The 12,274-nt window shown below is 72.3% G+C and carries 11 protein-coding genes; 1 reads left to right on the plus strand and 10 read right to left on the minus strand.

Translation table 11 applies throughout. From position 1 onward, the window contains the following. Positions 1-284 precede the first annotated feature (284 nt). The 5 genes from proC to ACHFIV_RS30025 all read right to left on the minus strand — a co-directional run bounded on the left by proC (position 285) and on the right by ACHFIV_RS30025 (position 4,045). Positions 285-1,103 (minus strand): pyrroline-5-carboxylate reductase, encoded by an 819-nt coding sequence (gene proC / locus ACHFIV_RS30005; protein ID WP_398975568.1) that lies wholly within the window; start codon positions 1,101-1,103, stop codon positions 285-287. Between the two features lie 58 nt (positions 1,104-1,161). Beyond that, complete coding sequence (locus ACHFIV_RS30010) at positions 1,162-1,920, minus strand: ABC transporter permease (RefSeq protein ID WP_398975570.1); 759 nt, start codon at positions 1,918-1,920, stop codon at positions 1,162-1,164. After that, entirely contained in the window at positions 1,917-2,738 is an 822-nt protein-coding gene (locus ACHFIV_RS30015) for an ABC transporter ATP-binding protein (protein WP_398975572.1), read from the minus strand. Before ACHFIV_RS30015 ends, ACHFIV_RS30010 begins: the two co-directional genes overlap by 4 nt. Before the next feature lie 391 nt (positions 2,739-3,129). Next, on the minus strand, positions 3,130-3,675 hold the full coding sequence (locus ACHFIV_RS30020) for a hypothetical protein (RefSeq protein WP_398975574.1): 546 nt from the start codon (positions 3,673-3,675) through the stop codon (positions 3,130-3,132). Positions 3,676-3,709: 34 nt separating this feature from the next. Continuing rightward, on the minus strand, positions 3,710-4,045 hold the full coding sequence (locus ACHFIV_RS30025) for an SH3 domain-containing protein (RefSeq protein WP_398975576.1): 336 nt from the start codon (positions 4,043-4,045) through the stop codon (positions 3,710-3,712). 122 nt (positions 4,046-4,167) lie between these two features. Between ACHFIV_RS30025 and ACHFIV_RS30030 the strand changes: the two genes are divergently transcribed. Then, positions 4,168-6,333 (plus strand): protein kinase domain-containing protein, encoded by a 2,166-nt coding sequence (locus ACHFIV_RS30030; protein WP_398976569.1) that lies wholly within the window; start codon positions 4,168-4,170, stop codon positions 6,331-6,333. Between the two features lie 67 nt (positions 6,334-6,400). On the opposite strand, the gene ilvD is transcribed toward ACHFIV_RS30030, so the two are convergent. The 5 genes from ilvD to ACHFIV_RS30055 form a co-directional block, all read right to left on the minus strand. Further along, on the minus strand, positions 6,401-8,251 hold the full coding sequence (ilvD, locus tag ACHFIV_RS30035) for a dihydroxy-acid dehydratase (RefSeq protein WP_398975578.1): 1,851 nt from the start codon (positions 8,249-8,251) through the stop codon (positions 6,401-6,403). A gap of 132 nt (positions 8,252-8,383) precedes the next feature. Further along, a complete protein-coding gene (locus ACHFIV_RS30040) occupies positions 8,384-9,652 on the minus strand; it encodes a PQQ-binding-like beta-propeller repeat protein (protein ID WP_398975580.1) in 1,269 nt (422 codons plus the stop codon). Between the two features lie 146 nt (positions 9,653-9,798). Beyond that, a complete protein-coding gene (locus ACHFIV_RS30045) occupies positions 9,799-10,422 on the minus strand; it encodes a TetR/AcrR family transcriptional regulator (protein WP_398975582.1) in 624 nt (207 codons plus the stop codon). Next, entirely contained in the window at positions 10,419-11,243 is an 825-nt protein-coding gene (locus ACHFIV_RS30050; RefSeq protein WP_398975584.1) for a sugar phosphate isomerase/epimerase family protein, read from the minus strand. Before ACHFIV_RS30050 ends, ACHFIV_RS30045 begins: the two co-directional genes overlap by 4 nt. An 82-nt stretch (positions 11,244-11,325) precedes the next feature. After that, positions 11,326-12,273 (minus strand): Ppx/GppA family phosphatase, encoded by a 948-nt coding sequence (locus ACHFIV_RS30055; RefSeq protein ID WP_398975585.1) that lies wholly within the window; start codon positions 12,271-12,273, stop codon positions 11,326-11,328. Between the last annotated feature and the right edge of the window lies 1 nt (position 12,274).

The following is a 12,274-nucleotide window of genomic DNA, read 5'->3' on the forward strand; positions in this document are numbered from 1 at the left end:
AGTGAGACTTTAGCGGAATCCCCGGCCCCGACGCTAATCGGGCTCCTTCGAACACTGATTCCTCATTTCGCACGTGCACCCGTAAAAACGCACGACAGATGCCGTTCGTTTCGAGTGGTCACTGCGGAATGGCTGTCCGGGGACCGACCGGGGTCGGCGCTCACGTCGGACAACTCGGAGCACATTACGGATGGGGGCCGGGCGTGTCAACCCCTGCCGGGCTCCCCCGCCGCCGAGGCCCGGCCCGTGGTCGCGTGGACCTCGCGGGCGTGGCGGGGCAGTGGTCAGCCGTTGCCCGTGGCCAGCTCGCGGCTGCGGTCGCGGGCGGCCTCCAGGGCGGCGATGAGGGCGGCCCGTACGCCGTGGTTCTCCAGCTCCCGGATGGCACTGATGGTCGTGCCGGCCGGGCTGGTGACGGCCTCGCGGAGCTTGACCGGGTGCTCGCCGCTGTCCCGGAGCATGACCGCTGCGCCGATCGCGGCCTGGACGATCAGGTCATGGGCCTGCGCCCGGGGCAGGCCGAGCAGGATGCCCGCGTCGGTCATCGCCTCGACGAGGAAGTAGAAGTACGCCGGGCCCGATCCGGAGAGTGCGGTGGCCGCGTCCTGCTGGGACTCGGGCACGCGGAGCGTCTTGCCGACGCCGCCGAAGATCGACTCGGCGTGGTCGAGATGCTCCGCGGTGGCGTGGCTGCCCGCGGAGATGACGGACATGCCCTCGTCCACCAGGACGGGGGTGTTCGGCATGACGCGTACGACCGGGGTGCCCGCGGCGAGGCTGTCCTCGATGAAGCCTGTCGTGATGCCGGCGGCCGCGCTGATGACCAGGCGGTCGGCGGCGACGTGGGGGGCCAGCTCGTCGAGGAGCCTGCCCATGTCCTGGGGCTTGACCGCGAGGATGAGGATGTCGGCGCTCCTCGCGGCCTCGGCGTTGGTGACGGCCTCGACCCCGTACCGGTTGCGGAGCTCCTCGGCACGCTCGGAACGGCGGGTGGTCACCAGGAGGTCGCGGGCCCGCCAGCCTGCCCGGATCATGCCGCTGAGCAGGGCCTCGCCGATCTTGCCTGTACCGAGGACTGCGACTGTCTGGGTCATACGGTTCATCCTCCGGGTGGCGGTGCGCGGTACGTGTCGTGGACGCCGCCATCTTCGCACCGCGCCGTCAGGCGGTGCGGCGGCGGAGGGTGGCGGCGCCCAGGCCGAGGACGAGCAGGGCACAGCCCGCGACGACCAGGACGTCGCGGGCGAAGTCGGCGGTGACGTCGCGGTGGGCGAGGACCTGGTTCATCCCGTCGACCGCGTACGACATCGGCAGGACGTCGGAGATCGCTTCGAGCACCGGGTGCATCCGGTCGCGCGGGGTGAACAGTCCGCACAGCAGCAACTGCGGGAAGATCACGGCGGGCATGAACTGCACCGCCTGGAATTCCGAGGCGGCGAAGGCGGAGACGAACAGGCCGAGCGCCGTGCCGAGGAGTGCGTCGAGCAACGCCACCACGAGGAGCAGCCAGAAAGACCCCACGACCTCCAGCCCGAGGACCCGGACGGACATCGAGGTGGCCAGGAGGGACTGGGCGACGGCGACCGTGCCGAAGGCCAGTGCGTATCCGGCGATCAGGTCGCCCTTGCCGAGGGGCATGGCGAGGAGGCGTTCGAGGGCGCCGGAGGTGCGTTCGCGGAGGGTGGCGATCGAGGTCACCAGGAACATCGTGATCAGCGGGAAGATGCCGAGCAGCGAGGCGCCGATGGCGTCGAAGGTCCGCTCGTCGGCGTCGAAGACGAAGCGCAGCAGCGTGATCATGAGGACCGGGACGACCAGCAGCAGTGCGACGGTGCGGGGGTCGTGGCTGAGCTGTCGCAGGACGCGTCCGGCGGTGGCGAGGGCCCGGGCCGCGGAGAGTACGGGGGCGTCGGTGCTCATCGGGTCCTCTCCTGGCGGGCGGCGGCTCCGTCGACGGAGGCTTCGTGGGCGGTGACCGGCCCGGCGGTTTCGTCGACGAGGCGGAGGAACGCCTCTTCGACGGTGGCGGAGCCGGTACGGGCGCGGAGGGCTTCGGGGGTGTCGTCGGCGAGGATCGCGCCCTCGCGCATGAGCAGCAGCCGGTGGCAGCGTTCGGCCTCGTCCATGACGTGGGAGGAGACGAGGACCGTGGTTCCCCGGTCGGCGGCGAGGGCGTGGAAGAGGTCCCACAGGTCACGGCGCAGGACGGGGTCAAGGCCGACGGTCGGCTCGTCGAGGACCAGGAGTTCGGGCGTGCCGAGCAGGGCGACAGCGAGGGAGACGCGGCTGAGCTGGCCGCCGGAGAGGCGGCCTGCGAGGGCGTCGGCGTGGCCCGTGAGGTCGACGTCGTCGATCGCGCGGGCGACGGCTTCCCGGCGGGAGGCCCGGTTCCCCCGGCCCGGCCGCAGGATTGCCGCGAAGTAGTCCAGGTTCTGCCGCACGGTGAGGTCCGCGTAGACGGACGGCGCCTGCGTGACGTACCCGACCCGTGGCCGCAGGGACGGGTGGCCGGCCGGGTGTCCGAGGACGTCGAGCGTGCCGCTGACCCCGGCCTGGGTGCCGGCGACGGCCCGCATGAGGGTGGACTTGCCGCAGCCGGACGGGCCGAGGAGGCCGGTGATCCTGCCCGGCTCGACGGTGAAGCCGAGGCCGCGCAGGACGGTGCGGTCTCCTCGTACGACGGTCAGGCCGCGCGCCTCGACGGCCCCCGCTTCCGTAGTACTCAGAGAATTCATCATGCGATGAATATTGGGCGCGTCGAAGGGAGCACGTCAAGGGTTGGCGCGTGCCCGGGCGGCGGGGTCGGCGGGAGCCGTGGGGACCGGCACGGTCCTGGGCCACGGCAGCAGTCGTTGCCGGAACCGGCCACCGGAGAGGTGCGGGAGGGGGCGCGAACCGGCGTCGCCCGGTGTGCCGTGGCGCACGCGCCGGGACGGCGGCGCCCGAGCTCACGCCGACGGTGGGCACCCCGCTCGGCGGGCGGCCCGTCAGTTCCTCGACGGTGTCCGGTCCCGACGGGCGGGCACGGGCTCTTCGCGCGTGTCCCCTGGCGCCGGGGCCGTTCGGGTGGGGCCGGTACCGGAGCCCGGAGCGGGGAACTACTCCGCCGAGCCCCGGCGTGGGGACTGCCTATCGGCGCCCGGAGCGCTTCCCCTTGGTTCCCTTGCGGGCTGCCGGGTTACCGGTCCGGGACGAGCGGCGCTTCGTGTACCGGTCGAGTGCCGTCTCGTACTCCGCGCGTCGCAGCTTCTCCCCCGGTGCCTCCTGCAACGAGCGGAAGAAGTAGGCGAGGAGCGAGCCGATGAAGCCGATCGACTTCAGGCCGCGCAGCCTGTCGTCCTGGGCGGGGTCGGCGGGACGGCGGGTGAAGCCCTCCCAGGTCTTGCGGAAGGCGATGGCGCTGCAGATCGCGAACATCAGCACCACGAGCATGCCCACGAGGCTGCCGACCTCCGCGATCTCCAGGCCCTGGTAGGCGAAGCGCAGGACGAAGCAGGCCGCGACAGCCGCGACGAGGGAGCCGACGGTGACGCCCGCGCGCCGCAGCCCGTACCCGCCGTCGTGGTCGACCCAGGTCGTACCGAAGAAACGGAGGGGTTCGGGCTGCGGCCCCGGCGTGGTGCCGCCCGCAGGCGCGGCCGAGGGCGTTCCGGGGGCTTCGCTGTTATCGCTCACGGAATCGATTATCCCCGGACGCGTACCGGTTCCGTCAGTCGCAGCGCGGGGCGATGTAGCCGTCACTGCCCGTCTTGACGTAGGCGTCCGACACGAACTGCCCGTTGGCGATGTTGTCCCAGAGGTTCGTCGTGCCGTACGGGCCGGATACCCGCTCCCCCGGCTTCTGGCAGTACACCGGCACGCTCATCCCGTACGGAAGCGTCCGTACGATCCCGTACTGCGTGCCGGGCCCCCTGCGGACGTTGACGCGGTGGCCGGGAGCGATCGGGTAGACGACCGTGCCCGCGGCGAGCGTCGACACCCCCTCGGCGGCGTCCGCCCCGGTGTCCGTGGTGACTGTGCCGGTGGCGTTCTCTTCGTTGCCCATGAGGGCCTCCCCCGTCGGATCGGTGCAAGTGACGCGCAGGCTAACAAGCTCCACGCTCCTCGCACGCACCATCGACTAGGCTCCGTGCGTCGCGCTTGCGCACGAACACACGGGGGTGGGCGATGCCGCCGCTGCGAGGGACCGGATCACATCCGGAAGCGGAGCATCCTGAGTACGCCGGGCAGTACCGGCTCGAGGCATGTCTCGGCGCGGGCGGCATGGGTGTCGTGCACCTGGCGCGCTCCGCCTCAGGGCTGCAGCTCGCGGTGAAGGTGGTGCACCGCCAGCACGCGGCGGACCCCGAGTTCAGAGCACGGTTCCGGCAGGAGGTCGCTGCCGCCCGACGGGTCAGCGGAGCGTTCACCGCCCCGGTCGTGGACGCCGATCCGACGGCCGCGCTGCCCTGGATGGCCACGCTCTACGTCCCCGGACCGACGCTTTCCGCACAGGTGAAGCGGAACGGGCCGATGAGCCCCGCCGAGCTGCGCAGGCTCACCGCAGGACTCGCCGAGGCGCTGCGCGACATCCACCGGGCCGGGGTGATCCACCGGGATCTCAAACCGAGCAACGTGCTGCTCCCCGACTCCGGGCCCAAGGTCATCGACTTCGGGATCTCCCGGCCGTACGACAGTGATCTCCGCACGGAGACGGGCAAGCTGATCGGCTCGCCGCCGTACATGGCGCCCGAACAGTTCCAGCGGCCCCGTGAGGTCGGTCCGGCCGCGGACGTGTTCGCGCTCGGGGCGGTGCTGGTCCACGCGGCGACGGGCCGGGGCCCCTTCGACTCGGACAGCCCGTACCTCGTGGCCTACCAGGTGGTGCACGACGAGGCCGACCTGGCCGGAGTGCCGGCGGATCTCGCACCGCTGGTCGGGCGGTGCCTGGCCAAGGATCCGGCGGAGCGCCCCACCCCGGACGAGATCATGGCCGCGCTGCACCCTCCTTCGTACGAGGCCGCCGCCTTCATACCCGTCCAGCGCAAGCCGCCCGCGGCCGAGTCGGGGGAGCCGGAGCCCGACGAGGGGACGACCCATGTGCGGGCGGCGGACGGGCTGCCGTCCGGCCCCGGGGCCGGGCAGGCGCGTCGCACGCGGCGCCGCCTGGCCTGCCTCGCCACGGCGGCAGCGGTCCTGGTGGCCGGAGGCGTCTGGGCGGTGGGCGCCTGGGGCGGCTCGGGGGCACCGGACGCCGGAGTGGGGAAACCGGGCACGGCACCCTTCACACCGTGGCGGACACCGCTGTCCGCCCCTGGCAGTTCGACGCCGTCGTGCGTCCCGGGGGCGTCGGGCACGGGCGCCGCGGTGTACTGCGTCGCAGACGGTTTCGGCCCGGCCCGGCTGGACCCCTCGGACGGCCGGGTGGTGTGGTCCCACCGGGACGCCTCCTGGAAGGGCTCCGGAGGCTCGGCTCCCCGTGGCGCGGTGTCCGCGGCCTTCACCGTCGTGGCGGGCGAGGAGCTACGGGCCCACTCCCCAGGCGAGGGTACGGAGCTCTGGCGTACGGATCTCTCCGCCTACCTCGACACCCCGCTCCCGGCGGGCGACACCCTGCTGACCGTCCGCCGCGACGGAGCACTCCAGGGGCTCGACGCGGCGACCGGCAGACCGCTGTGGCGGCGCGCCCTCCCGGGCCACGAGAGGCCGGGTCTCGGGGTCCACGACACCAGGACCGGGCTCGCGTACGCGTTCGAGAGCTCCGCGCAGGGGACCACCACGCTGGTCACGGCCGTGGAGGCGGAGACGGGCGGGACTGCCTGGCAGCGGAGGCTGGACGGGATGCTCACCCCCGCCGGGATGTCGGACGGCGCGCTCCTGCTGACCTCCATGAACGAGAACGCCCAGACCACCGGGCTCGTACGGTACGACCCGGTGGCGCGCAGCACGGCCCGCATCGCACTGCCCTTCCGGATGAACGCGCCGGAGACCGTGGTGGACGGGGACACCGCCCTGCTGCTGGAGCGCGGCGGGACCCTGCTGGCACTCGACCTCCGTCCCGGTGCCGGGCGGGCCGAGCGGTGGCGGCTGGAGACGGCCGTCGGGATGACCTCGGCGCCGGTCCTCGGCGGGGACGGCGGCCGGCTGTACTTCTCGGCCGCCGACGGACGGCTTCTCGCCGTCGACACCGAGCACGGAACGCTCCTCGGCCAGACGCGTCCCCGGCTGAGGGACGGCAGGCTCAGCCATGCCTCGTCCCTCCCCGCCCCCGTCGTCGTGGGCACGAGCGTCATCGGCACCGCGCCGGACGGGTCGGTGTTCGCCGTGGACGCCGACGACCCCGCCCGCTGGTGAGACCAGGGACGGGGCCGTCCGGGACCTGTGGTGCGACCGTCGGCGGGACGCAGGCGACCGCCGCGGGTCAGCCGAGCTTGGAGACGTCGCGGACCGCGCCCTTGTCCGCGCTGGTCGCCATCGCCGCGTAGGCCCGCAGCGCCTGGGAGACCTTGCGGTCGCGGTTCCTGGGGGCGTACACCCCGCCGAGGTCCTGGTCACGGCGGGCCAGCTCCTCGTCGGACACCAGGAGCTCGATCGTGCGGTTCGGGATGTCGATCGCGATCCGGTCGCCGTCCCGCACCAGGGCGATGGTGCCGCCGGACGCGGCCTCCGGGGAGGCGTGGCCGATCGACAGGCCCGAGGTGCCGCCGGAGAAGCGGCCGTCGGTCACCAGGGCGCAGGTCTTGCCCAGTCCGCGGCCCTTGAGGAACGACGTCGGGTAGAGCATCTCCTGCATGCCGGGGCCGCCCTTGGGGCCCTCGTAGCGGATGACGACGACGTCGCCGTCCTTGATCTCCTTGCGGAGGATCTTGTCGACGGCCTCGTCCTGGGACTCGCAGACGACGGCGGGGCCCTCGAACGTCCAGATCGACTCGTCGACGCCCGCCGTCTTCACCACGCAGCCGTCGACGGCCAGGTTGCCCCTGAGGACCGCGAGTCCGCCGTCCTTGGAGTAGGCGTGCTCGACCGAGCGGATGCAGCCGCCGGCCGCGTCCGTGTCGAGGGAGTCCCAGCGCTCCGACTGGGAGAAGGCGGTCGCCGAGCGCTTGCACCCGGGAGCCGCGTGCCAGAGTTCGAGCGACTCGGCGGAGGGCGAGCCCCCGCGCACGTCCCAGGTCTTCAGCCACTCGTCGAGGGAGTCGGCGTGCACGCTGTGCACGTTCTCGTTGAGCAGGCCGCCTCGGTGGAGCTCGCCGAGGATGGCGGGGATGCCGCCCGCGCGGTGCACGTCCTCCATGTAGTACGTCCCGCCGGGAGCCACGTTGGGGGCGACCTTCGCGAGGCAGGGCACCCGCCGGGAGATCTCGTCCATCTCCGGGAGGCCGAAGTCGAGCTCGGCCTCCTGGGCGGCGGCCAGCAGGTGGAGGATCGTGTTGGTGGAGCCGCCCATGGCGATGTCGAGGGCCATGGCGTTCTCGAAGGCCTCGCGGGTCGCGATGCTCCGGGGCAGGACGGAGTGGTCGTCCTCCCCGTAGTGGCGCTTGGTGATCTCGACGACCGTGCGGCCGGCGTTCTCGTACAGCGCCTTGCGGGCGGTGTGGGTGGCGAGGACCGAGCCGTTGCCGGGGAGGGCCAGGCCGATGGCCTCGGCGAGGCAGTTCATCGAGTTGGCGGTGAACATGCCCGAACAGCTGCCGCAGGTCGGGCAGGCGTTCTCCTCGATGCGGAGGATGTCCGCGTCGGAGATCTTGTCGTTGACGGCGTCCGAGATGGCGTCGACGAGGTCGAGGGTGCGGACCGTGCCGTCGACCAGGGTGGTCTTGCCGGCCTCCATCGGGCCGCCGGAGACGAACACCGTGGGGATGTTGAGGCGCATCGCGGCCATCAGCATGCCGGGGGTGATCTTGTCGCAGTTGGAGATGCAGATCAGGGCGTCGGCGCAGTGGGCCTCGACCATGTACTCGACGCTGTCCGCGATGAGGTCGCGGGACGGCAGGCTGTACAGCATCCCGCCGTGTCCCATGGCGATGCCGTCGTCCACCGCGATGGTGTTGAACTCGCGGGGCACCGCGCCCGCCGCCTGGATCGCCTCGGAGACGATCCGGCCGACGGGGGCGAGGTGGGTGTGGCCGGGCACGAACTCCGTGAAGGAGTTGGCCACCGCGATGATCGGCTTGCCAATGTCCTCACTGGCTACGCCGGACGCCCGCATAAGGGCGCGGGCGCCCGCCATGTTGCGGCCGTGGGTGACAGTGCGGGACCTCAGCTGCGGCATCGACTCTCGCTCCTTCGACAGAAAAGACTGCCTCCGAGCGTACGCCCCCCGTGCCAAGATCTGGACAGCCTGTCCGGTGGGCGGGACGGACTGCTCACTGTGCGAACAGCTGACGCCCCCGCCCGCCCGCTCTCAGACGGCCGGGAGGGCGTGGAGACGACGGGCGTGCAGCGCCGCCAGACGCTTGCCCCCCGACACGACGTACCACTGCTGTTCGTCGCCCGTGCCGTCGTTGAAGGTCCAGCGCAGCTTGCCGTCGCGGGCGTCGTAGGCCTGGACGCCACCGTTCTTGTCGAACTCCGTCGCCCCGTACAGGGTGTCCCCCACCTTGGCGAACTGAAGCGGTACGGAGACGTCGAGCAGGTCGGCGTTGCGCCACCGCTGCTTTCCCGTGGCGGGGTCGACGGCCCACAGGGCGTGGGCGCTGTCGGAGGCGTAGAGCACACCGTCGAGGACGCTCGGCCCGTTGAACGTGGAGAACTCCTCGGTCCGCAGCACCCAGCGTTCCGCGCCGTCGTCCACCGCGTACGAGCGCAGGTGCCTGCCGTCTGCGATGTGGACCGCTCCGTCGTGGACGGCGATCCTCTCGAAGTTGGACCTGCTGATCTTCCTGGTCCACAGCTGGCGTCCGGTCGCGGCGTCGCGGACGGTCAGGTTCTCCCGGTGGTCGGTGTAGACGAGGCGGCCGTCGAGCACCACGGAGGTGAGGCCCGACTCCTCGGTCCCGGCGTCCCGCCGCTCGCTCCAGACGGCCTTGCCGGTACGGATGTCGACGGCGGCGATCACGTTCGTCCGGGAGCTGAGGTCCTTCTCCAGGATGCCCGCGACCACGTACACGCGTTCGGTGTCGGCGCCGATGGGCCGGGGCTGGTTGTACCGGCCCTCCAGACGGCTGCGCCAGGTCTCCTTGCCGGTGGCCGGATCGAGGCCCACGAGATCGCCGTCGTACTCACCGCTCGCCAGGAAGAGCGTGTCCCCGCCCATGATCAGCCGCGCGCCCGGCTGGGCCGCCCCCGGCAGCGACCACAGTGCCCTGCCGGTGGCGAGGTCCCGGCCCACCAGGGGATCACCGGCGACCAGCACGACGTCGCCCACGACCGCCAGCACCTCGTGGTTGCCGAGGGTGCTCACCGAGGTCCCCTGCTGCCACAGGGCACGCGGGGCGGTCCCGGGGGGCGGAGTCGTGAACGCGTCGGCGCCTCCCTCGCTCCCACCGGACCCCCGCCCCTCCATTCCACCCGAGGCGTCCTCCTTCTCGGGGCCGCACGCGGTCGTCACCGCCCCGGCCAGCACGATGCCCAGTCCCGCTCCGGCCAGCCGCAGCAGTCGCCTGCGGGACACGGCGGTGGGCCCGCCGTCCGCCGCGTGCTCCTGCGGTCCGCGCACGTTCCGAGTCGTCACTGTCCGTCTCCCCCACCTGTCGTCCACCACGGGTCACCGATCCCGGACAGCCAACCACCGGATTCCGGCCATGACGGGATCTGATACCGACTCGGGACACCGTTGTGCAGTCACCAGCACAGCCGTCACACGGGCAGGACCCCGCATCACGTGTCCCCCAGGTACCTCTGGAGCGTGGGCGCCACCATCGCGATGATCTTCTCGGGGTCCGCCGAGGCCAGCGGTTCCGCGCGGATCACGTACCGCATGAGCGCGACACCGACCATGTGGGAGGCCGCGAGCTCGGCCCTGAAGGCCGGGTCCGGCACGTCCAGCTCCGCCGCGATCCGTTCCAGCAGCCGGCGCAGCACGAAGCCGCGCAGCACCTTCGCCGCCGCCTCGTGCGTGAGCGCGGAACGGAGGATCGCCAGCAGGGGCGCCCGGGACACCGGGTTCTCCCACACGCCGATGAAGTACCGGGCCAGTCGCTCCCCCATGTCCTGCGAGGGGCCGCCGAGGATCTCGGGGACGAGGAGCGCGGGCTCGAAGGAGACCTCGACGGCGGCGGCGAACACCTCGTCCTTCGTGCCGAAGTAGTGGTGGACCAATGCGGCGTCGACGCCCGCCGCCCTGGCGATGCCCCGGACCGTCGTCCTGTCGTAGCCACGGCCGGCGAACTCCGTGCGGGCCGCCTCCAGGATCCGGGTCCTGGCGTCGGGGCCGGTGGCGCCCTCCGTCCGGGAGGGGCGGCCCCTGCGCCGGGGCGGCGGGCCGTCGGCGCCGGGGGTCACGGGCGGGGGGCCCGCGCGGACGTCGCCAGATGGAGCCGGGTGAAGGCGAGCGCTTCCGCGAGGTCGGCCTCGCGTTCGGCCGACGACATGGCGCGGCGGGTGTTGACCTCGATGACCACGTGCCCGTCGAAGCCCGTACGGGCCAGCCGCTCCAGCAGCTCCGCGCACGGCTGGTCTCCCCGGCCGGGCACCAGGTGCTCGTCCTTGTTGGAGCCCTTGCCGTCGGCGAGGTGGACGTGCGCGAGCCGGTCGCCCATCCGGTCGACCATGGCCAGGCTGTCGGTGCGCGCGGTCGCGGTGTGCGAGAGGTCCACGGTGAAGTGCCGGTAGTCGTCGTTGCTGACGTCCCAGGCGGGCGCGTACGCGAGCATCTCGCGGTCCCTGTAGCGCCACGGGTACATGTTCTCGACCGCGAAGCGCACGTCGGTCTCGTCCGCCATGCGCCAGATGCCGGTGACGAAGTCCCGGGCGTAGTTGCGCTGCCAGCGGAACGGCGGGTGGACGACCACCGCCGAGGCACCGAGCTTCTCGGCCGCCGCCCTGGCCCGCTGGAGCTTCACCCACGGGTCGGTGGACCAGACCCGCTGCGTGATCAGCAGACAGGGCGCGTGCACCGCCAGGATCGGCACCTGGTGGTAGTCCGACAGCCGCTTCAGCGCCTCGATGTCCTGGCTGACGGGGTCGGTCCAGACCATGACCTCGACACCGTCGTAGCCCAGGCGCGCAGCGATCTCGAAGGCCGTCGCCGTCGACTCCGGATAGACGGAGGCCGTCGACAGGGCGACCTTCGCATTCGGGATGCGCACCACTGGTTCTGCCACGTGGCCAGGGTACGGGCAGCAGTCGGCGACGCCGAGGGAGCCCGGCTGAAAGTGAGAAGGACCATGAAGGCCGGAGACCGGATCAGGCCAGCGCGGCCTGCTCCGCCGGCAGGTGGTCGAGCCGGCGCAGGATGACGCCCTCGCGCAGCGCCCAGGGGCAGATCTCCAGCTCCTCGACCTCGAACAGGTCCATCGCGCCCTCGGCGACGAGCGCCCCCGCCAGGAGCTGGGCGGCACGCCCCTCCGTGACGCCGGGCAGGTTCCCCCGCTGCTCCACGGTCATCGCGGACAGCTTCGGCACCCACTCCTCCAGGGCCTTGCGGGTGAGGACACGCTGGACGTACAGCCCCTCGGCGGAACGGGCGGCGCCCGTGATCCTGGCGAGCTGACGGAACGTCTTGGACGTCCCCACGACGTGGTCGGGCCGCCCCAGCCGGGTGAACTCGCCGACACTGCGGGCGATCCCCGCGCGGACATGGCGGCGCAGAGCACGTACCTCCGTCGCGTCGGGCGGGTCGCCCGGGAGCCAGGCCGCGGTGAGCCGGCCGGCACCGAGGGGCAGGGAGACGGCGGCGTCGGGCTCCTCGTCCAGGCCGTAGCCGACCTCCAGCGAGCCGCCGCCGATGTCCAGGACGAGCAGCTTCCCGGCGGACCAGCCGAACCAGCGGCGGGCGGCCAGGAAGGTCAGCCGGGCCTCCTCCTCGCCGCTGAGGACGGCGAGGGTGACACCGGTCTCGTCCCGCACGCGGGCCAGCACCTGGTCGGCGTTGCTCGCCTCACGCACGGCGGAGGTGGCGAACGCCAGCACGTCCTCGCAGCCCTTGTCCTCGGCTGCCTGGAGGGCGTCGGCGACCGTCGCCACCAGGCGGTCCACCCCCTCACGGCCTATCGCCCCGTCCGGGGAGAGGAGTTCGGCGAGCCGCAGTTCCGCCTTGTGCGAGTGGGCCGGCTGCGGGCGGGCGCCGCGATGCGCGTCGACGACCAGCAGATGCACCGTGTTCGACCCCACGTCGAGGACTCCGAGTCTCATA

The sequence above is a fragment of the Streptomyces sp. ALB3 genome, assembly GCF_044385685.1.
Taxonomy (GTDB): domain Bacteria; phylum Actinomycetota; class Actinomycetes; order Streptomycetales; family Streptomycetaceae; genus Streptomyces.

Bases quoted from the DNA above. Each gene is read 5' to 3' on its own strand.
- ACHFIV_RS30030 (WP_398976569.1), top strand. From the start codon at position 4,168: ATGCCGCCGCTGCGAGGGACCGGATCACATCCGGAAGCGGAGCATCCT.
- ilvD (WP_398975578.1), bottom strand. From the start codon at position 8,251: ATGCCGCAGCTGAGGTCCCGCACTGTCACCCACGGCCGCAACATGGCG.
- ACHFIV_RS30055 (WP_398975585.1), bottom strand. From the start codon at position 12,273: ATGAGACTCGGAGTCCTCGACGTGGGGTCGAACACGGTGCATCTGCTG.
- proC (WP_398975568.1), bottom strand. From the start codon at position 1,103: ATGAACCGTATGACCCAGACAGTCGCAGTCCTCGGTACAGGCAAGATC.
- ACHFIV_RS30015 (WP_398975572.1), bottom strand. From the start codon at position 2,738: ATGATGAATTCTCTGAGTACTACGGAAGCGGGGGCCGTCGAGGCGCGC.
- ACHFIV_RS30010 (WP_398975570.1), bottom strand. From the start codon at position 1,920: ATGAGCACCGACGCCCCCGTACTCTCCGCGGCCCGGGCCCTCGCCACC.
- ACHFIV_RS30025 (WP_398975576.1), bottom strand. From the start codon at position 4,045: ATGGGCAACGAAGAGAACGCCACCGGCACAGTCACCACGGACACCGGG.